This window comes from Janthinobacterium sp. 75 (assembly GCF_004365495.1).
Taxonomy (GTDB): Bacteria; Pseudomonadota; Gammaproteobacteria; order Burkholderiales; family Burkholderiaceae_D; genus Janthinobacterium.
Map to the genome: position 1 here is coordinate 4,672,557 of NZ_SORD01000001.1, position 19,563 is coordinate 4,692,119.

Annotated in this window: 21 protein-coding genes; 11 read left to right on the forward strand and 10 right to left on the reverse strand. The window is 65.1% G+C overall.

From position 1 onward, the window contains the following. Positions 1–98: 98 nt before the first annotated feature. The 7 genes from C8C89_RS21230 (at position 99) to C8C89_RS21260 (ending at position 6,154) form a co-directional block, all read left to right on the forward strand. Positions 99–1,751, forward strand: a complete 1,653-nt coding sequence (locus C8C89_RS21230; RefSeq protein ID WP_133992382.1) for a Na+/H+ antiporter — start codon at positions 99–101, stop codon at positions 1,749–1,751. Positions 1,752–1,946: 195 nt separating this feature from the next. Then, the gene (locus tag C8C89_RS21235; RefSeq protein WP_243858162.1) at positions 1,947–2,537 is read left to right on the forward strand and encodes a YfiR family protein; all 591 of its coding nucleotides are present in this window, start codon (positions 1,947–1,949) and stop codon (positions 2,535–2,537) included. Continuing rightward, positions 2,534–3,805 (forward strand): diguanylate cyclase, encoded by a 1,272-nt coding sequence (locus tag C8C89_RS21240; RefSeq protein WP_133992384.1) that lies wholly within the window; start codon positions 2,534–2,536, stop codon positions 3,803–3,805. The genes C8C89_RS21235 and C8C89_RS21240 overlap by 4 nt, the downstream gene beginning before the upstream one ends. 16 nt (positions 3,806–3,821) lie before the next feature. Next, positions 3,822–4,325 (forward strand): OmpA family protein, encoded by a 504-nt coding sequence (locus tag C8C89_RS21245; RefSeq protein WP_133992386.1) that lies wholly within the window; start codon positions 3,822–3,824, stop codon positions 4,323–4,325. Positions 4,326–4,357: 32 nt separating this feature from the next. Next, complete coding sequence (locus tag C8C89_RS21250) at positions 4,358–4,828, forward strand: gluconokinase (RefSeq protein WP_208327805.1); 471 nt, start codon at positions 4,358–4,360, stop codon at positions 4,826–4,828. Between the two features lie 67 nt (positions 4,829–4,895). Continuing rightward, entirely contained in the window at positions 4,896–5,213 is a 318-nt protein-coding gene (locus tag C8C89_RS21255; protein ID WP_133992390.1) for a DUF3144 domain-containing protein, read from the forward strand. After that, on the forward strand, positions 5,213–6,154 hold the full coding sequence (locus C8C89_RS21260; RefSeq protein ID WP_133992392.1) for a fatty acid desaturase: 942 nt from the start codon (positions 5,213–5,215) through the stop codon (positions 6,152–6,154). The genes C8C89_RS21255 and C8C89_RS21260 overlap by 1 nt, the downstream gene beginning before the upstream one ends. On the opposite strand, the gene C8C89_RS21265 is transcribed toward C8C89_RS21260, so the two are convergent. From C8C89_RS21265 to C8C89_RS21285, 5 genes are all read right to left on the reverse strand, one after another. Further along, positions 6,127–6,669, reverse strand: coding sequence for a gamma carbonic anhydrase family protein (locus C8C89_RS21265; protein ID WP_133992394.1), 543 nt, complete (start codon positions 6,667–6,669; stop codon positions 6,127–6,129). The genes C8C89_RS21260 and C8C89_RS21265 overlap by 28 nt on opposite strands. A 34-nt stretch (positions 6,670–6,703) precedes the next feature. After that, positions 6,704–7,447 (reverse strand): CPBP family glutamic-type intramembrane protease, encoded by a 744-nt coding sequence (locus C8C89_RS21270; protein WP_133992396.1) that lies wholly within the window; start codon positions 7,445–7,447, stop codon positions 6,704–6,706. Positions 7,448–7,546: 99 nt separating this feature from the next. Then, on the reverse strand, positions 7,547–8,731 hold the full coding sequence (locus tag C8C89_RS21275; RefSeq protein ID WP_101480663.1) for a benzoate/H(+) symporter BenE family transporter: 1,185 nt from the start codon (positions 8,729–8,731) through the stop codon (positions 7,547–7,549). A gap of 147 nt (positions 8,732–8,878) precedes the next feature. After that, entirely contained in the window at positions 8,879–10,354 is a 1,476-nt protein-coding gene (locus tag C8C89_RS21280; protein WP_133992398.1) for a PLP-dependent aminotransferase family protein, read from the reverse strand. After that, on the reverse strand, positions 10,351–11,313 hold the full coding sequence (locus C8C89_RS21285) for a hypothetical protein (RefSeq protein WP_133992400.1): 963 nt from the start codon (positions 11,311–11,313) through the stop codon (positions 10,351–10,353). The genes C8C89_RS21280 and C8C89_RS21285 overlap by 4 nt, the downstream gene beginning before the upstream one ends. 149 nt (positions 11,314–11,462) lie before the next feature. On the opposite strand from C8C89_RS21285, the gene C8C89_RS21290 reads away from it, so the two are divergent. Then, positions 11,463–11,918 (forward strand): META domain-containing protein, encoded by a 456-nt coding sequence (locus tag C8C89_RS21290; protein ID WP_101480660.1) that lies wholly within the window; start codon positions 11,463–11,465, stop codon positions 11,916–11,918. A 55-nt stretch (positions 11,919–11,973) separates the two neighbouring features. Beyond that, the gene (locus C8C89_RS21295) at positions 11,974–12,711 is read left to right on the forward strand and encodes an HAD-IA family hydrolase (protein WP_133992402.1); all 738 of its coding nucleotides are present in this window, start codon (positions 11,974–11,976) and stop codon (positions 12,709–12,711) included. Here C8C89_RS21295 and C8C89_RS21300 read toward each other — a convergent pair. The 5 genes from C8C89_RS21300 to ssuE are packed head-to-tail and all read right to left on the reverse strand — an operon-like array spanning position 12,656 to position 17,160. Then, entirely contained in the window at positions 12,656–13,498 is an 843-nt protein-coding gene (locus C8C89_RS21300) for an ATP-binding cassette domain-containing protein (protein ID WP_133992404.1), read from the reverse strand. The genes C8C89_RS21295 and C8C89_RS21300 overlap by 56 nt on opposite strands. 25 nt (positions 13,499–13,523) lie before the next feature. Further along, complete coding sequence (gene ssuC, locus C8C89_RS21305) at positions 13,524–14,324, reverse strand: aliphatic sulfonate ABC transporter permease SsuC (protein ID WP_133992406.1); 801 nt, start codon at positions 14,322–14,324, stop codon at positions 13,524–13,526. Between the two features lies 1 nt (position 14,325). Then, on the reverse strand, positions 14,326–15,486 hold the full coding sequence (gene ssuD, locus C8C89_RS21310; RefSeq protein WP_133992408.1) for an FMNH2-dependent alkanesulfonate monooxygenase: 1,161 nt from the start codon (positions 15,484–15,486) through the stop codon (positions 14,326–14,328). A 15-nt stretch (positions 15,487–15,501) separates the two neighbouring features. After that, positions 15,502–16,500 (reverse strand): sulfonate ABC transporter substrate-binding protein, encoded by a 999-nt coding sequence (locus tag C8C89_RS21315; RefSeq protein ID WP_166674817.1) that lies wholly within the window; start codon positions 16,498–16,500, stop codon positions 15,502–15,504. A gap of 24 nt (positions 16,501–16,524) precedes the next feature. Then, positions 16,525–17,160 carry an NADPH-dependent FMN reductase gene (gene ssuE, locus C8C89_RS21320; RefSeq protein ID WP_101480655.1) on the reverse strand — a complete coding sequence of 212 codons (636 nt, stop codon included), beginning with the start codon at positions 17,158–17,160 and terminating at the stop codon, positions 16,525–16,527. A gap of 253 nt (positions 17,161–17,413) precedes the next feature. Between ssuE and C8C89_RS21325 the strand changes: the two genes are divergently transcribed. After that, positions 17,414–18,628: an acyl-CoA dehydrogenase family protein gene (locus C8C89_RS21325; RefSeq protein WP_101480654.1), complete on the forward strand. Its 1,215-nt coding sequence runs from the start codon at positions 17,414–17,416 to the stop codon at positions 18,626–18,628. A 107-nt stretch (positions 18,629–18,735) separates the two neighbouring features. Next, on the forward strand, positions 18,736–19,563 hold the full coding sequence (locus tag C8C89_RS21330) for a MetQ/NlpA family ABC transporter substrate-binding protein (RefSeq protein WP_101480653.1): 828 nt from the start codon (positions 18,736–18,738) through the stop codon (positions 19,561–19,563).

A 19,563-nucleotide genomic window follows, 5' to 3' on the forward strand; every position in this document is an offset into this window, starting at 1 on the left:
CGCGATTGTGACTTGTTGTATGTACGCAATGACACGCAGGCAACGCTGCGGGCGGGCTGCACCTTATAATCAGCGTTTCAGCACGCCGCCGCTCCTTCATGCATACCGTAACCATCATCCTCATCCTTGTCTTGAGCGTCGTCCTGTGCGGCTTCATCGCCCGCTCGCGCTGGGTCAAACTGCCGTTGCCACTGATCCAGATCGCCGGCGGCACGGGATTGGCTCTGTTTGGCGTGCAAGTGCCGCTCGATCCCGATATTTTCTTCCTGCTCTTCATTCCGCCGCTGCTGTTTCTCGATGGCTGGCGCATTCCCAAGGGCGCCTTCTTTTCCGATGCGCGCTCGATCCTGATGCTGGCCATCGGCCTGGTGCTGTTTACCGTGCTGGGCATGGGTTTCTTCATCGACTGGCTGATCCCCAGCGTGCCGCTAGCCGTCGCCTTTGCGCTGGGCGCCATCCTGTCGCCGACGGACCCCGTGGCCGTGTCGGCGATCGCGGCCGGCAACCCGATCCCGCCGCGCCTGATGCACATCCTGGAAGGCGAATCCCTGCTGAACGACGCCTCGGGCCTGGTCTGCTTCACGTTTGCCGTGGGCGCCATGATGACGGGCGGCTTTTCCATCGGCGCCGCCTCGCTGAGTTTCCTGCAGGAAGCGGGCGGCGGCATCGTCATCGGCCTGGCGATCTCCTGGGGCGTGGGCCTGGCGAATAAATGGCTGGTGAGCAAGGTCGGCGAAGAGCCGGGCCTGCAAATCCTCATCAGCATCCTGATCCCGTTCGCCGCCTACCTGGGCGCCGAGCAAATCCACGGCTCAGGCATCCTGGCGGCCGCCACGGCGGGCGTGTCCATGCATTACGCCGACCTGATCGGCCGCCCGCTGGCCGCCACGCGCACCCAGCGCAAGGCCGTGTGGGATACCGTGCAACTGGTCTTGAATGGCGTGATCTTCGTCATGCTGGGCGCGCAGCTGCCCACCACCGTGGCCGGCTTGCCCGCCGCGTCCATGGAAGTGGGCGCCGGCAGCGCCTGGAAACTGCCCCTGTTCGTCATCGCCATCACGGTGGGGCTGACCTTCATGCGCTTCATCTGGGTCTTCATTTCCATGAAACTGACCTTGTTCAAGCACCACAAGAAAATGCCGGGCGAATCGAAGGAAGCGGCGCTGCTGGCCCGTCCCAGCCTGCGCCTGCTGCTGGTTGCCTCGTTTGCGGGCGTGCGCGGCGCGCTGACCCTGGCCGGCATTTTGACCCTGCCTTTGTTCTTGCCTGATGGAAATCGTTTCCCCGCGCGCGACCTCGTCATCTTCCTGGCCATGGGGGTGATTCTGCTGTCGCTGTTGCTGGCCAGCGTCACCTTGCCCCTGCTGACCAAGGGCCTGGTGTTCGCACCGCCCGCGCGCCGTTCGACGGAAGAACGCAATGCCCGCGCCGCCGCCGCCGAAGCGGCTATTGCGCGGCTGGAAAAAGTGTGCAAAGGCATCGACAAGAATGACAAGCAGCAAGTCGTCACCGAGGCGGCCAACCGCCTGATCGAAGCCTACCGGCGCCGCCTGGCATACGGCGAAAGCAGCAACGACGAGGCGATGCGGCTGCAAGAGCTGGCCAAGGCTGAACGCGCGCTGCGCCTGGAAGCGCTGAATGCGGAGCGGGACGAACTGTTCCGCCGCCGCATCTCGGGCGAACTGGACGACACCATCCATTTGCGCCTGCTGCGCGAAATCGACTTGCTGGAAGCAACACTGGAAGAATAGCAACACTCTGGCGCGCCAAGACAGTGTTAATAAGTAATTTTCATGGCAAGGAATGCAAGTTTTAACATTCGTGTTTATAATGCAAGGTTTATGGCCTAGTGCCGTGATTTACTTTCAGCATGGACTTCCGTAGAGTGTGTGTTGCTGAGTAGCAATTTGAGTAACCACCCGACCTGCATAAAGACACCCGACGCCGTGCCCACTTTCTCTCTCCATCGGCAGCGCTCCGCGCCGCCCGCCCTGCTCGCCGTGCTGCTGACCTCGCTGCTGGCTTCGCTGCTCGCCTGCATTGTGCTGGCGCCGTGCGTGGCGCGGGCGCAAACGGGCGCGACTGCCGAAGCCAAGCGGCCGGCCGAGGTGGCCCAGGTCCTGTTTGGCATCATCAGTTATGTGCGCTGGCCCGTGGCGCGCCCGGAAGTGCGCGTCTGCATGCTAGGCGCGCCCCGCTATGGCGCGGCTATTGTCGACACGCCCGCCTCCAGCCTGGGCCAGCGCATCCGCGTGAAAATCCCGGCGGCGGCAGCCGCTGTCAACGAATGCGACGTCGTCTACCTGGGCAGCCTGCCCGAGGGCGAACGCGAGCATCTGCTGGCGCAGATCATCGGCAAGCCAATTTTATCGGTCGCCGAACCCGGCACGTCCTGTACCGTGGGCACCATGTTCTGCCTGCGCCTGAACGAGGCGCAGATCGGTTTTGACGTCAACCTCGACGCCATCGCCCGCAGCGGCCTGCGCGTGCATCCGAACGCCTTGCAAATTGCACGTCGCAAGGCACCGCCGCCATGAGCGCCAGCATGCCTTCCCGGTTGGCGCGCAGGCCCCGCCCCACGCTCGACAGCGTGCTGCGGCGCGCCCACCTGAGCGTGTCGCTGATCGCCGTGCTGGCGGCCGGCCTGACCCTGACGGCCGTGGCGCTGCTGGCCCTGCGCGTGTATTCGGACCAGAACCTGCGCCTGGTGGCCCGCTCGATGAGCTACACGGTGGAAGGGGCCGTCGTCTTTGGCGACTCCATGGCCGCCAAGGAAGCGCTGGCCTTGATCGGCGTCAATGAAGATGTCGACCAGGCGCAAGTGAGCGACAAGACGGGCAAGGTGCTGGCCCGCTGGGAACGGGGCCAGCATGGCACGCGCTACTACATCGAACGCGCGCTGACGGGCTGGATACTGCCCGACTCGCTGACGTTTCCCATCATGCGCAATGAGCAGGCCATCGGCAACATCAAGCTGGTGCCGCACAGCCGCAGCCTGCTGCCCTTCCTGCTGAGCGGCCTATCCTGTTTGCTCGCTTGTCTCGTGCTAAGCCTGGTCGTCGCCGTGCGCCTGTCGCGCCGCATGGAAGCCGAGATCACGTCGCCCCTGCGCCATCTGGCGGAAACGGCCCACCGCGTGCGGCGCGACCGCTCGTTCGAATTGCGCGTGCCGCCCGCCAACATCGCCGAACTGAACCAGATCAATGACGACTTTAACGCCCTGCTCGACGAACTGGAGGAGTGGCAAAGCCATCTGCAAAAGGAACACGCCTCGCTGTCGCACCGCGCCAACCACGACAGCCTGACGGGCTTGTCGAACCGCGCCTTCATGGAAGCGGAACTGGAACGGGCCATCCTCGAAGCGCGCATCGGCAACGGCAAGGTGGCCGTGCTGTTCCTTGACAGCGACCGGTTCAAGTACATCAACGATACCTTCGGCCATGCCTCGGGCGACCGCGTGCTGGTGACGATCGCTGCGCGCATCAAGCAGCAATTGCGCGAAGGCGACCTGGTGGCGCGCCTGGGCGGCGACGAATTCGCCATCCTGCTCAAGCCGCTGCGCAACAGCAGCGACGCCATGCACATCGCCGACAACATCATCGCCGCCATGGCGCAAGCCATTGAACTACCCACTGGCAACAGCATCGTCAGCTCGCTGACCATCGGCGTGGCCGTCTTCCCCGATCACGCCATCGACGCCGCCTCGCTGGTCGGTGCAGCGGACGAAGCCATGTACCGCGCCAAGCAGGCTCAGCGCGGCACGCGCCAGGTGGCGCGCCTGCCCCAACCCCACACTCACCCCTGAACCAAGGAGCAACACCATGCACTTTATCTACAAGCAATTATGCCGCGGCTTCCTCGGCCTGTTCATGCTGGGCCTGCTGGCCGCCTGCCAGAGTACGCCAGAGGCCAAACCGCTGTTCAGTGGCGAGCAAGTCGCCACCTTGAAGGAACAGGGCTTCAACCAGACGGACGAAGGCTGGGAACTGAGCTTTACCGACAAGCTGCTGTTCGAATTCGACGCCGCCAAGCTGACGCCGCCGAGCCGCAACGCCATCCAGAAAATCAGCGCCGCCCTGCTGAAAGTGGGCATCACCCACATGCGCGTGGAAGGCCATACGGATAACGAAGGCACGGAAGCGTACAACAACAGGCTGTCGCTGGCGCGCGCCAACGTGGTGGCCGACGCCATGAGCGCATCGGGCATTCCGCGCGACAACATCACCGTCAAGGGCCTGGGCATGAGCAAACCTGTGGCCTCGAACGCCACCAAGTCGGGCAAGGCGGAAAACCGCCGCGTCACCGTCATCGTCTCGGCGCCTTGAACGTGGGCGTGCCCGCCGTGCGCTGGGTCGTGATGGGCGTATCCGGCTGCGGCAAGAGCGCCGTCGGCAGCCTGCTGGCCGAAGCCTTGCACCTGCCCTACGTGGAGGGCGACGACGTGCATTCCCCGGAAAACGTGGCCAAGATGGCGGCCGGCATCGCGCTCGATGATGCCGACCGGGCCGGCTGGCTGGCCGCCCTGAGCGAGCGGATCGCCATGGCCCGCGCGCAAGGCAGTGGCCTGGTGGTATCCTGCTCGGCCCTGAAACGCGCCTACCGGGACGTGCTGCGCGAGGGCGACCCGGCCCTGCGCTTTGCCCACCTGGACGGTCCGCGCGAGGTGCTGGAGCGCCGGATGCAGCGTCCTGGCCATTTCATGCCGTCCAGCCTGCTCGCCAGCCAGCTGGCCACCCTGCAGCCACTACAGCAGGACGAAGCCGGCATCGTGCTCGATATCCGCCAGCCTCTGGCCGTGCTGGTCGAACAGATCCTGCAAGCGCCCTGACAGGCGCGCGGCTGGACAGCCCGCGGCCCCCTGTGTAGACTGGCGCGCACTTTCATGAAGGATGTTTATGACCACACCAACGACAAAACCAGCACCGGGCCCGGAATTCTGGGAACGCGCCGACCAGGTCATCGCCCTGGCCAACGAACAATGCATGCACAGCGGCGGCAATGAAGTGGCCACCTCGCTGCTGTACGCTGCCGCCCGCTTCAATGCCTTCCTCGTCGCCAGCAAGAGCAACGACGTGGCGAAGATGCAGGAAGAGAAGGAAGGCGCCGTGGCCTTCTTCACGGAACAGTACAAACGCATGCTGACCGACAACTTCAACGACTACATCACCAACTTCGACAAGTACACGCAACCGTCGTCTGCCCCCAAAGGCTGATGCCTACGGCCAGCCTGGACAGCCACCGCGCTCGCGCCACCCACGCCGACAGCGTGCTTGACGGCACGGTGCGCCATGCACCAGTGCAATCGCTGTGGCTGACGGCCATGCTGGCCGGCGCCGTGACTGGCGCCCTGTTCTTCTTCAGCTGGACGGGCCTGCTGCTGTTTGTGAGCAGCACGGCCATCGTCCTGCTCTTCGGCCATTCCCTGGGCAGCCATCGCAAACTGATCCACGACAGCTACTGCTGCCCCCGCTGGCTGGAATACCTGCTCGTGTACCTGGGCGTGCTGGTGGGACTCAGCGGCCCGCTGGGCCTGCTGCGCCAGCACGAGCTGCGCGACTATGCCCAGCGCCTGCCCGACTGCCACCCTTACCTGCGCCACGGCGCCGGCTTCTGGCGCGATGCCTGGTGGCAACTCCACTGCAGCTTGCAGCTTGTCCATCCGCCGCACATCGCCATCGAGCCGCGCATCGCGCACGACCGCTTTTATCGTTTTCTGGAAGCAACATGGATGTTGCAGCAACTGCCGTGGGCCCTGCTCTTCTTCGCCTGGGGCGGCTGGGGCCTGGTCTGCTGGGGTGTTTGCGCCCGAGTCAGCGCCGGCGTGCTGGGCCACTGGCTGATCGGCTACTTTGCCCACAACCATGGGCAAATGCACTTTCATGTCGATGGCGCCGCCGTGCAAGGGAGAAATATCCGCCTGGTCTCGCTGCTGACCATGGGAGAATGCTGGCACAACAACCATCACGCCTATCCGGGCTCGGCCAGGCTGGGCCTGCTGCCGGGTGAATGGGACCCGGGCTGGTGGATGTTGCTGCTCTTGCGGCGCCTGGGACTCGTGTCCGCCCTGCGCCTGCCGCAAGACCTGGCGCCGCGGCCGGAATTGCGCCGCCTTGGCCGCGCGGACTATCAGGCCCCGTCCCCACCGGCCAGGTAATTGTTCTTTACGCGCACATAGTGCTCGGCCGAATAGCGCAGGTAGGCAATCTCCGCTGCGCTTAAGAGGCGCACCTTGGCGGCGGGGCGACCCACGTACAGATGCCCGCTTTCCAGCACCTTGCCTGGCGACACCAGACTGCCCGCGCCCAGCATGACGTGTTTTTCCACCACCACGTCATCCATGACGATGCTGCCCATGCCGATCAGGCATTCGTCACCGATGGTGCAGCCATGCAAGATCACGGAGTGGCCGATGGTCACGTACTTGCCGATGGTCAAGGGAGAACCGTCGGGTTTGGCCGCATTCTTGTGCGACACATGACCCATGGAAAAGTCCTGGATATTGCTGCCCTCGCCGATGACGATGCGGTTCACGTCGCCGCGCAGCACGCTGTTGCACCAGATGGAACAGTCGTCACCGATCTGCACATCGCCAATCACTTGCGCCGTGTCATGCAGGTAGACTCTTTCGCCCAGCACGGGGCGGGTATTCAGGTAGGAACTGACAGGCATCGCTCTCTCTCTTCATCAAATTAAACAACAGGCATCACACCCAGCCGGCGGCCAGTGCAAAAATGGCAAGGCCATGCGCCAGGGACGCGCCCAGCAAGCCGGCACGGCAATATACCAGCCCAGCCACCACGCCTTCGATCACGGTAAATACGACGATGGGCGCCCCCACCTGCGTCACGGTGGTGGCAAGGAAGGCGTGGCACAGGCCAAACAGCAAGCCCGACACCAGCGCCGCGCGCCAGGCCGGCAGCCAGGCGAGCAATTGCTGCTGCAGCAAGCCGCGGAACAGCAATTCCTCGTAACAGTTGGCCGCCAGCGCAAAGCCCAGCAGCAAGGGCAGCATGGATGGCGCGACGGGCGCCAGGGATGGCAGGCCGAACAGGGCTTTCAAGCCCGTCGCCAGCGCGATGATCAGGGCGGCGCCCGCCACGCCCAGCAGCAGGGACAGGGCCGGCCGCAGGCCGAACCAGCGGATCTGGCGGCGCGCCTCGCTTTCCAGCCAGCAAGTACTTGCCACCAGCCCCAGTGACACGGCGCCCAGCGCCAGCAAGACCAGCGGCGGCGCCGTGAAGCGCAAGCCGCCGGCCGCCACCTGCCAGTAACCGTGCGTGGTCATCGCATCGCGTGCCAGCACGAAAAAGACAATGTGCACGAGCACGCGCAGCAGTGGCACCGAGCCTGGCACAGTCCGTGGCAACACCAGCAGCAAGGCGGCGCAGACGAGGAAGGCAGGCGTGATCGCCAGCAGGTACTGCGCCAGGGAAGTCAGCTCGGGCATCGTTCAGATCGTTCAGTCACATGGTGCCAACGGGCACGGGCGGCAGCAATTGTATGCGGCGGCAAGGAAAACGGGCAAAAAATCGCCCATGCGTCCCAATCAAGCCGCCACGGGCTTGCGCCAGCCATGCATCAGCCCATGCGCCGCCAGTCCGGCCGCCAGGCCCCACAGGGCGCCGCCCACGCCCAGCAGGGTCACGTTCGCGGCCGTCGCCAGGAAAGTGATCAGCGCCGTTTCGCGCATGCGCACGTCCGCCATCGCCTGCGCCAGGCTGTTGCCGATGGCGCCCAGCAGGGCCAGGCCAGCCAGCGCCGTGATGAAGGGGCGCGGCAAGACCATGAACAGGCTGGCCAGGGTGACGCCGAAGACGCCCACTAGGATGTACAGCACGCCGCAAGCGAGCCCGGCGACATAGCGCTTCGACGGGTCCGCATGCGCATCCTTGCCCGTGCAAATGGCAGCCGTGATGGCGGCCACGTTGAAGGCATGCGCGCCAAACGGCGCCATCAGCAGCGAACCGAGGCCCGTCACCGTGAGAATTGGATTGGCGCTGACGCCGTAACCGTCATTGCGCAGCACCAGCATGCCGGGCATGTATTGCCCCGTCAGGGTGATCAGGAACAGGGGCAGCGCCACGCCCAAGAGCGACGCCACGGAAAAGCGCGGCATCTCGAACACGGGCGCCGCCAGGGCCAGTTCGATGCCTTGCGCATCGATGCGTCCCTGCGCCAGCAGCAGGCCCAGGCCGATCAGCATGATGCCCACCACGGCAAAGCGGGCCGTGAAACGGCGCAGCACGGCATACGACAGCAGCAGCACCACGACCAGCAGCGGGTCGGCGCTGGCGCCACCGAAGGCATTCACGCCAAATTGCAGCAAGATTCCGGCCAGCAAGCCGGCAGCGATGCCGCCAGGAATCAGGCGCACCAGGCGCTCGAAGGCGCCGGACATGCCCAGCACAATGAAGGCGAGCGCGGACACCATGTACGCGCCGATCACTTCCGCGTACGGCGTGTGCGGCATGACGGTGGCCAGGAAGGCCACGCCAGGCGTGGACCAGGCCGTGATGACAGGCGCGCGGTAGCGGTAGCTGAGCCAGATGCCCGTCACACCCACGCCGATGCTCAGCGACCAGACCCAGGACGCCGTCTGTGCCGCGCTCAGCTGGGCCAACTGGGCCGCCTGGAATACCAGCACGAAGGTTCCGCCATAGTTGACGAGGACGGAAATGCAGGCCGCCAACGTGGGAGAAGCAAGATCGCGCCATCGCAGCCGACTGGCCATGGCGGCGGTTGTTGTGCTTGTTGTGCTTGTTGTGGTTGCGCTTGTCGTCATGTATATGCCCCGCCATTAAAAGGGAGCATCTTAATGGCCGCATGGACTGCCAAAGCAGGCCAATTCATCCGACAACAGCAGACCACTTTAGCGTGTTTATCCGAGAGCGCGCGCCAGACGGACGATGCCGCTATCGATCTCGTGCGGGGTCAACGCGGCAAAGCCCAGCAGCCAGCCGCCCCGCTCCGGCGGCGTCGCATACAGCCGGCTCAAGCCCGGCAGCACGATGCCCGCCTGCGCCGCCAGCCGTATCGTTTCCAGCTCATCCCTGCCCTCGTGCAGCAGACACGGCAGTTGCAAGCCGCCCGGCGGCAGCTGCGCCGTGACCACCTGCGGCAAGTGCCGGCGCACGGCCTGCGCCATCGCGTCGCGGCGCACGGCATAGACCTTCCGCATGGCGCGCACATGGGCCGCGAAATGGCCGTCGGCGATGAAACGAGCCAGTGTCAGTTGATCCAGTTGCGGCGTGTGGCCGTCGAGGATGCTGCGCGCATGCGTCATCGGCTTGACGAGGGCGGGCGGCAGCACCATGTAGCCGATGCGCAAGCCCGGATACAGCGACTTGGCGAAGGTGCCCAGGTAAATCGTGCGCTGCTGCGTATCTAGCCCCTGCACGCAAGCCGTCGGCAAGCCGGCGTAGTGAAACTGGCTGTCGTAATCATCCTCGATGATCCAGCCCTGCCGCTCGGCAGCCCAGGCGTTCAGCGCCAGGCGGCGCTCGAGCGTCAGGGTGACGCCCGTCGGATACTGGTGCGACGGCGTGACGTAAATCGTATTGGCCCCGCTGCGGTCCGCCCGCAGGTGTTCGATGGACAGTCCATGCGCATCGACGGGCACGGGCAGCACCCGCAACTGCGCCATCTCGAACGCCTTGCGCGCGCCGAAATAGCCGGGATCTTCCATCAATATCGGGCCATGCGCATCGGCCAGCACCTGCGCACACAGGTACAGGGCCTGGCGCGTGCTGCTTAGCACAAGCACCTGGCTGGCCGTGGCCCGCGCGCCCCGCTCCAGGTTGACATAGTCGGCGATCGCTTGCCGCAGCGGTGCGGCGCCTTGCGGGTCGCCGTGCAGCAGCACATGGTGTTCGCTACTGGCCGCCTGGCGCCGCAAGCGCTCCCACACGTCGTGGGGGAAGGCCCGCGTTTCCGGCAAGCCCGTGGCAAACGCCTTCACGCTCTGCTGGTCGACAACGCCGCCGCTGGCGAGGATGTGCGCGCCCCTGGCGCTGAGCGCCACCGGCTGCGCCGGCAAGTGAAGCAACGGCGCGCTCTGGCACGTGCCCAGCAAGCTGGCGCCTATCGACTGCGGCACGAAACTGCCCGATCCGGCCTGCCGCTGGATATACCCGTCCAGTCGCAGCTGCGCGTACGCCATTTCCACCGTGTCGCGCGACACGCCCAGCGATTGCGCCAGCGCGCGCGTGGCCGGCAGGCGCAGGCCAGGCGCCAGCACGCCATCGAGTATCAGCTGGCGCAGCGCGCGCTGCACGCGCACGCGCAGGTCGAGCGCCGCCAGTTCAGGAGCGGCGATGCGGATCTTCAGGGTGTCGAGTTCGAACTGCGCCGTCATGGCGCCTTCCGCGCGGCGCGGGCAGCATCCACGGCGGCCGTGCTGCTGGCCGGCGAAAAGCCATGCTGCTGCAGTACCGCCACCAGCTGTTCGCCGGTGCAGCCCAAACGCAGATTTTCCGCTACCCATTCCTGCCACGCGGCGCCGATCTCCGGCATGGGCTCGGGCGCCAAAGTGAGACCGAGTATGCATGCTGCCAGCAAGCCGTTGAGGCGTTTGGTGTCGATCAGGTGCTGCACCACCGCGTGCCCCGAATGGGGAAACGGGTGCAGGGTGCAGCGGCCGAAGGCGGCCAGGCGCTGCGCATGCATGGCGTCGAGGTTCACCGATTCGCTGGCGCTGGCACTGCCTCCCGCGCTGGCCACGTCCGGCCGGACCGCGTCTGGCCGCGTGCCGAACACCAGGTGCAGATGCGTGCGCTCCGACGCCCTGGCGCGGCACAGGGCCGCCAGGTCGTAATAGCCCGAGGGTGGCGGGTCTTGCGCCAGCGACTCCATCACGGGCATCCAGCGCAGCTCGTGGTACAGGCGTGCCTGCTGCACATCGAGGAAGGACAATGGCCCAAAGGCGACGATCTGCTGCGCCTCAATCAGCAAGCCAAACATGACGGCCGCATACGCGCCCATGGACTGGCCGATGGTGGTGATGCTGGCGGGCGCAATGCTGCGCACCAGCTCCCGAAGGGCTTGCGCCGTTTCATCCACGTGATTACCCAGGCCCGCGATCTGGCGGTGATACCAGGCGTTGCCGGAGTCGCGCACCAGGATTTTGTTCAGCGGCTGGCCGCTGACCTGTTCCAGCTTTCTCAACCGCCCGTAAAAATCAAAGGCGGGGCGCGTGGTCCACGCGACGAAGCCAAAAGCGATTACCAGCGGGGCGCCGGGCACGATGCGGTCGACCAGCACGTCGTCGCCGGTGGTGGCGACCAGTCGATTATCCAGCGCTTGTGCATGCAGCATCGGCCCGGCTCCCCGATAAAGTGAAAACAGCAGAAAGCATGAGTGTAATGCCAAGGCTGGCAAAATGAAAACAATCGCTGCTGCCGTACGCTGGCTGGCGCGAAAAATCTGCTAGTCTGCAGGCATTTTCCCTCTCACAGGAGCGTCCCATGCTGCATCGCCTGAAATACCTGCCACTCGCCGCCGCCATCGCCATGGCCGGCGGTTGCACCACCACGTCAGACAGCGCCAAGCCGGACGCCGGCCTGACGCCCAGCTACAGCCTGACAAATACCTACTGGAAGCTGACAGAACTCGATGGTGCCCCAGTCACGATGGCGCCGGAGCAGGAGCGCGAAGTGCGCATCACCCTCACCGACGATGGCAAGGTCCATGGTTTTACGGGCTGCAACCAGGTCATGGGTGGCTACACGGTGGCTGGCACGGCCCTGCGCTTCACGCAGCTAGCAGGCACGCGCATGGCATGCCCGCCTCCACTGATGCAGCTGGAAAGCGCCGTGCTGGCCAATTTGAACAGCGTGACGGGCTACCGCTTCGATGGCGAATACCTGATCCTGCTCAAAGATGGCGCACCCGTGGCCCGCTTTGAATCGGTCTACCTGTGAAATAAAAATCGACTGCCGTTACAATGGCTTCCAGCCCATCATCCGGAAGGAAGCCATGTCCGCACTGCCCTCGCCGCTGCAGCAGCCACCGTTATCGTCGACGCCGCCCCGGGCCGCAGGCCGCTACCGCGCCCTGCTGTTCGACATGGACGGCACCGTCATCAATTCCATCGCCGCCGCCGAACGCATCTGGGGCACCTGGGCGCAGCGCAAGGGCCTCGACGTGGCGGCCTTTTTGCCCACCATCCACGGCGCCCGCTCGGTAGACACCATCGCCAAGCTGGCCTTGCCCGGCGTCGACGCGCAGCGCGAGTCGCAGGGCATCACGGATGCGGAAATCATCGATGTGGAAGGAATTATTGAAATTGCGGGCGCGCTGCGCTTCCTGCAGTCGCTGCCGCCGGCGCAATGGGCCATCGTCACCTCGGCGCCGCGCGCGCTGGCGACGGCCCGCCTGAAGGCGGCCGGCATGCCCATTCCCGCCATCATGGTGACGGCGGAAGACGTCAAGGCGGGCAAGCCGAAACCCGATTGCTACCTGCTGGCGGCGGAAAAACTGGGCGTGGCGCCTGTTGATTGCCTGGTGTTTGAAGACGCGTCCGTCGGCATCGAGGCGGGCGAAGCCGCTGGTGCGAAAATCATCGTCGTCACCGCCACGCACGCACACCCACTGGCCACGCGCCACCCCGCCATCGACAGCTACGAGGGCATCGTGGCGACGGTCGATGGCGACGGTTTCATCGTGCTGGCGCAGCTATCTGACCCTGCGGTTTCAGCACCCGCGACAAGATAGCCTGCTCCAGCGCGGCGAAAGCCGCATGACCGCGCTGGCGGGGGCGCGGCAAGTCCACCTGCATGTCCAGGGTGATCCGCCCATCCTCGATCAGCAGCACCCGGTCGGCCAGGGCCACTGCTTCGGCCACGTCGTGCGTCACCAGCACGGCCGTGAAACCGCGCGCCAGCCACAGCGACTCGATCAGTTGCTGCATCTCGATGCGCGTGAGGGCGTCGAGCGCACCCAATGGCTCGTCGAGCAGCAGCAATTGCGGCTCGTGCACGAGGGCGCGCGCCAGCGCCACGCGCTGCTTCTGGCCACCCGACAGGGAAGCCGGCCAGTCGTCGGCCCGCTCGGCCAGACCCACCGTCCACAGCGAGGCGGCCGCCGCGCCGACGGAGCGGGGCAAGCCCAGAGCAACGTTGGCTAGCACCGTCTTCCACGGCAGCAAACGCGATTCCTGGAACATGATGCGGATATCGGGCGCGCCCACGCCGCTGCCGATGGCAATCTTGCCTTCATCGATACTTTCCAGCCCCGCGATCGAGCGCAGCAAGGTACTCTTGCCGCATCCGCTGCGCCCCACGATGGCGACGAACTCGCCCGCTTCCAGCTGCAGGTCGACATTGTTCAGGACGGGGCGTTCGCCATAGGCCTTGCTCAATTGCGTCAATGCCAGCGGCACGCCACGGCGCGCCAAAGGGACCTGCGGGGCGACCTTCGCTTGCGGCGGCGCGCCGGCCGGGTCGTATTGGACGAAGTGCGACAAAAAATCCGTTTCAATCTGGATGGGGGCGAGCAGCATGGTTTTATCTTTCCTCATTTCGTCACTATCGGTAGGCGGGATTCCAGCGCAGGCAGTGGCGCTCCAGCCCCCGCGAAAACAAATCGGCCAGCTTGCCCAGCAAGGCGTACAGCAGTATCCCCACCAGCACCACGTCCGTTTGCAGGAATTCGCGCGCATTCATGGTCATGTAGCCGATGCCCGCCTGCGCCGAGATGGTTTCGGCGACGATCAGCAGCACCCACACGAGTCCCAGCGAAAAGCGTACGCCGACCAGAATGGAAGGCATGGCGGCCGGCAGGATCACGTCGCGGTATAGCGGCCAGCCGTACAGGCCATAGCTTTTAGCCATTTCGATCAAGCCCTGGTCGGCCGAGCGGATGCCGTGGAAGGTGTTCAGGTAGACGGGAAAGAAGACGCCGACGGCCAGCAGAAACAGCTTGGCCGTCTCGTCGATGCCGAACCACAGTATCACCAGCGGGATCAGGGCCAGGGCCGGGATGTTGCGCACCATTTGCAATGTCGTGTCGAGCAGGGTTTCCGCATGGCGGAAGCTGCCCGTCAAGAGTCCCAGCAGCAGGCCCAGTCCCGCGCCGATGACGAAGCCGACAGTGGCCCGCCACAAGCTCGTTTTCAGGTGCAGCCACAATTCGCCCGACACGGCCAGCTGCCAGAAAGCTTTCGCCACGGCCCACGGCTCGGGCAGGATGCGGCTCGACAGCCAGCCCCACTGCGCCGCCAGTTGCCAGGCCAGCAGCAGCGCCACGGGCAAGGCCCACGGCGCCAGCGCATGACGCCAGAGAGTGCCGCGCAGATGCTTGGTGGAGAAAGTGGGGCCGGCGCCCATCTCAGGCCGCCTTTTTCTGCGGCGCGGCCGGCACGATATTGCTGGCCATGACTTCGCCGAAAGGGCCGCTCAAGGACTGCTCACCCACGGCCTTGCCCTTGCCCAGCAGCGGGAACACCAGTTCGGCGAAACGGTACGACTCTTCCAGGTGCGGGTAGCCCGAGAAAATGAAGGTATCGATGCCCAGGTCAGCGTATTCCTGCATGCGCGCCACCACTGTGGGCGCATCGCCCACCAGGGCCGTGCCCGCGCCGCCGCGCACCAGGCCCACGCCGGCCCACAGGTTGGGCGACACTTCGAGCTTGTCGCGCCGCCCGCCGTGCAAGGCCGCCATGCGCTGCTGGCCCACGGAATCCATCTTGCCGAAGGCCGCCTGCGCTTTGGCGATGATGTCGTCGTCCAGGTGGCTGATCAGTTCATCGGCCGCGCGCCATGCCGCCTCGTTGGTCTCGCGCACGATCACGTGCAATCGGATGCCGAAGCGCACCGTCCGACCGTGTTTTGCCGCACGCGAGCGGATGTCGGCGATTTTCTCGGCGACTGCAGCAGGCGGCTCGCCCCAGGTCAGGTACACGTCCATCTGCTCGGCCGCCAGTTCATGCGCCGGCTCCGACGAGCCGCCGAAGTACAGCGGTGGGTATGGTTTCTGCACGGGAGGGTACAGGGTATTTGCGCCCTTGACCTGGATATGCTTGCCCTCGAAATCATAGCCGGCCGCGCCGCCCTCGCCCGCCAGCGTCGCACGCCAGACCTTGATGAATTCATCGGAGATCTCGTAACGCTTGGCATGGTCAGCAAACAGGCCGTCCGCTTCCAGTTCGCCCTGATCGCCCCCGGTGACGACATTGATCAGCAGGCGCCCGTTCGACAGCCGGTCAAACGTGGATGCCATGCGCACGGCCAGGCCCGGCGTAGACAGGCCTGGCCGCACGGCCACTAAAAATTTGAGTTTCTGCGTCACGCTGATCAGCGATGACGCCACCACCCACGCATCTTCGCAAGAGCGGCCCGTGGGCAGCAGCACGCCGTCGTAGCCCAGCGTATCGGCGGCTACGGCCACCTGGCGCAAATAATCGGCATCGACGGGCCGCGCGCCCTGCGACGTGCCCAGGTAGCGGCTGTCGCCGTGGGTGGGGATGAACCAGAATATATTCAATGACATGGTGTTCTCTCTTTATTATTTGCTACTGGTGGCCAGTTGGCGCGCCGGCAGCAGCGCATCCTTGACAACGATGGGCTTTGGAATCAGCTTCAGGCTGGAAAATGCATCCGCCACCCTTTGCTGCGACGCGATGACATCGACCGAGACGGGTTTGACGCCGTAGGCATAGCGCGAGGCGGCCAGCGCCACCACTTCCGTGCTCAAGCCCGTCTGCGCGGCGAGGATCGTCGCCACTTCGTCCGGGTGCGTGCGGCCCCAGTCATCGACCTTGGCCACTTCATCGAGCACGATGCGCAGGATCTCGGGATTTTTTTCCGCATAGGTACGCGAGGCCAGATAAAACTGGTAGTTCGCCACCAAGCCCTTGCCATCGGCCAGCACGCGGGCGCCCAACTGCTTTTCGGCGGCCGCCAGGAACGGATCCCAGATAGCCCAGGCATCCACGCTACCCCGCTCAAAGGCGGCGCGTGCATCGGCCGGCGGCAGGAACACGGGCTGGATCTCGGCGTACGCGACACCGGCCTTTTCCAGCGCTTTCAATAACAGGTAGTGCACGTTGGAGCCCTTGTTCAGGGCGATTTTCTTGCCCTTCAAGTCGGCCAGGGTGCGCAGGCCGGAGCCCTTGGGCACGACGATGGCTTCGCTGGCCGGCGACGCCGGCTCATTGCCGACATACACCAGGTTGGCGCCGGCCGCCTGCGCAAAAATCGGCGGCGCTTCGCCCACGGTGCCGAAATCGATGCTGCCTACATTCAAGCCTTCGAGCAGCACGGGCCCGGCCGGGAACTCCGTCCATTTCACGCCCACGCCCTGTTCGGCCAGGCGTTTTTCCAGCGTGCCGCGCCCTTTCAGCAGCGTCAGGGTGCCATATTTCTGATAACCGATGCGGACCTCCCCCTTGGACTGCGCGAGCGCCGCGGCCGGCATGCCGGCCGCCATCACGCCGGCGGCGGCTGCAAACAGCAAGCCCAGAGTGGTACGGCGCGAGAGTCGTTGTGCGTGGCGGTGTGTCATGGTGCTTCCTTGGTCGGTGAATAATCAGGCGGCTTGATAGTGGGCAGCGTAAGGCTGGTCTCGCAGCGAGCGGCCGGGCACGGAAGCATCCGCCGCAGCGGCAGGCGCTGGTGCTGGCGGGCGCTTCCCCTGCAGCACGAACAGGCCGGTGGAGAGTTCCTCGATGCCGGCCTGCACGCGTGCGGCAATCGGCGCATCCAGGCTCAGGCCCCGCCCTTCGTGCCACTCCAGTTGCTGTGCATTGGCATAGATGCTGGTGAAGACCTGCTTGGCGCCCAGCGCATGCAGCACGGGCCGCAGCGCATAGTCCAGCGCCAGGGTATGGGCATGGCCGCCGCCCGTGGCTAGCGGCAGCACCAGCTTGCCGGCCAGGCCATCTTGCGGTAACAGGTCGAGGAAGGCTTTCAGCAGCCCCGTATAGGACGCCTTGTAGATGGGCGTCGCGATCACGATGGCGTCGGCATCGGCCACGGCGCGCACGGCGTGGGCAATCGTCACATCGTCGTAGTCGGCCTGCAGCAGGGCACGCGCCGGCAGGTCGCGCACATGCAGCTCGGCGTAGCTGTGGCCCTGCAGCGCCAGTTGCTCTCCGATATGCAGCAGGAGGCGACTGGAACTCGATGGGAGTTGCGGGCTACCGCCCAATAACAAGATGCTCATGTGATGCCCGTCCCTGTAGGTTATCGAAGTGGATTTGCTCGGATGCTTGCAGCCTATCGCCATCAGCAGCCTGGTAAAACGAATGCTTTCGCGCTTCGATATGCGTTTTTTGACTATCCGGGCCTGACGCCCCGCAAGCGAAGGCACCGCTCCCCGCGCGGCTTTTTTCGCATATCCATGCGCGGTTTTCTTCGTGTACGGCGCGCGCCTGGCAGTGCAATATCGGCGTCATCGTCTTTCTGGAATCTGCCCCATGCCTAGCGCTTTTCTCCATGCCACCCGTCCCGCCGCCCCCGCAGCGGAACCGCTGCAGGACGCCATCAGCGTCGCCACCGCGCTGGCCGCGCGCCTGGCCGAAACGGCCAATGCCCGCGACCAGGCCGGCGGACATGCCGCGCAGGAGCGCGAATGGCTGCGCGAATCAGGCTTGCTGACCTTGTCGATTCCCGTGGAATTCGGCGGCCAGGGCGCGTCGTGGCCCCTCGTGTACCAGGTGATCCGCATCCTGGCGCGCGCCGACAGCGCCCTGGCGCATGTCTTTGGCTTCCACCATTTGCAGCTGGCGGGCCTGCAGCTGTATGGCAGCGCGCAGCAGCAGCGCCGCCTGCTTGCCTTGACCGTCAACGAGCGCCTGTTCTGGGGCAATGCCCTGAATCCCCTCGACAAACGGGTCACGGCAACCGACAGTGACGACGGATTCATCCTCGATGGCATCAAGAGCTTTTCTTCCGGCTCCGTCGGTTCCGACTGGCTGACCGTCTCGGCCTGGCACGCCCCCACGCAAACGGCGCTGATCGCCGCCCTGCCCACGCGCCAGGATGGCGTGACCGTGCAGGCGGACTGGGATGCCTTCGGCCAGCGCCAGACGGACAGCGGCAATGTGCATTTCAAGGCGGTAGCCCTGCCGCAGGAACTGGTGCTGCAGGCGCCCGCGCAGGCCGCCACGCCGCAAGCCACCGTGCGCTCGCAGATCGCGCAACTGATCATGAGCAACCTGTATCTGGGTATCGCCGAAGGCGCGTTTGAGGCGGCGCGCCGCTACACGGACGAGCAGGCGAAAGCCTGGTTTGCCTCGGGCGTGGCGCAGGCGACGGACGACCCGCTGGTGCAGCACCGCTACGGCCAGCTGTGGCTGCTGCTGCGCCCCGCGCAAGTGCTGGCCGACGCGGCGGCGCAGGCACTGGAAACCGTGTTCCGCAAGGGACCGCTGGTCACGGCGCACGAACGGGGCTTGCTGGCCGTCTCCGTGGCCGAAGCCAAGTGCCTGGCGCACAAGGCGGGGCTGGAGATCAGCAGCCAGATGTTCGAACTGACGGGCGCCCGATCCACCTCGGCCCAGTATGGCTTCGACCGCTACTGGCGCAACGTGCGCGTGCATACCCTGCACGACCCCATCGACTACAAGCTGCGCGACCTGGGACGCTTTGCCTTGAATGGCACGGTGCCCGAGCCGACCGCGTATTCGTAAAAACGGGCCTGGGCACATCGATACATTTGCGCCGCAGGCTATTTAGCGGACTTCCGGGGTCAGACCCGGCGGGTCTGACCCCAGTTCTTCACTAAGCAGGAGTTAACATGACCATCGCCCGCCGCAGCATCCTCCTCACCGCCCTGACCCTGGCTCTGGCCAGCGGTTTCGTCCACGCGAAAGGGCCGAAAGACATCACCATCGGCACCAGCGCCGGCCCGTACGCGGACCAGATCAAGCTGGGCATCAAGCCTATCCTGGAAAAACAGGGCTACAAGGTCAAGCTGGTGGAATTCAATGACTACATCCAGCCGAACTTCGCGCTGGCCGAAGGTTCGCTGGACGCCAACGTGTTCCAGCACATCGTCTACCTGAAGAAATTCGCGCTGGAACACAAGCTGGCCCTGACCGACCTGATCACGATACCCACGGCGCCGATCGCCATCTACAGCAAGAAGCACAAGAGCCTGGACGAGGTGAAGGAAGGCACGACGGTAGGCTTGCCGAACGATCCGACCAACCAGGCGCGCGCGCTGGTGCTGCTTGACCAGTTGGGCTGGATCAAGTTGCGCGCCAGCTTCGACCCCGTGCGCGCCTCGGAAAAGGATATCGCCGTCAACACGAAGAAAATCAAGCTGCTGCCGCTGGAAGCGGCGCAGCTGCCACGCTCCCTGGGCGACACCGATTACTCCTTCATCAACGGTAATTACGCACTGGCGTCGGGACTGAAGCTGACGGACGCGCTGGTGGCCGAGAAAATCTCGCCCAACTACATCAACCTGGTGGCCGTGCGCACGGCGGACAAGGACAAGCAGTTCGCGAAAGACCTGGCGGCCGCCTACCGTTCGCGCGAATTCCTTGACATCACCAACAAGCACTTTGCCGGCTACTCGAAACCCGATTACCAGCAAGCCTTGCAGACGGCCGCGAAATAA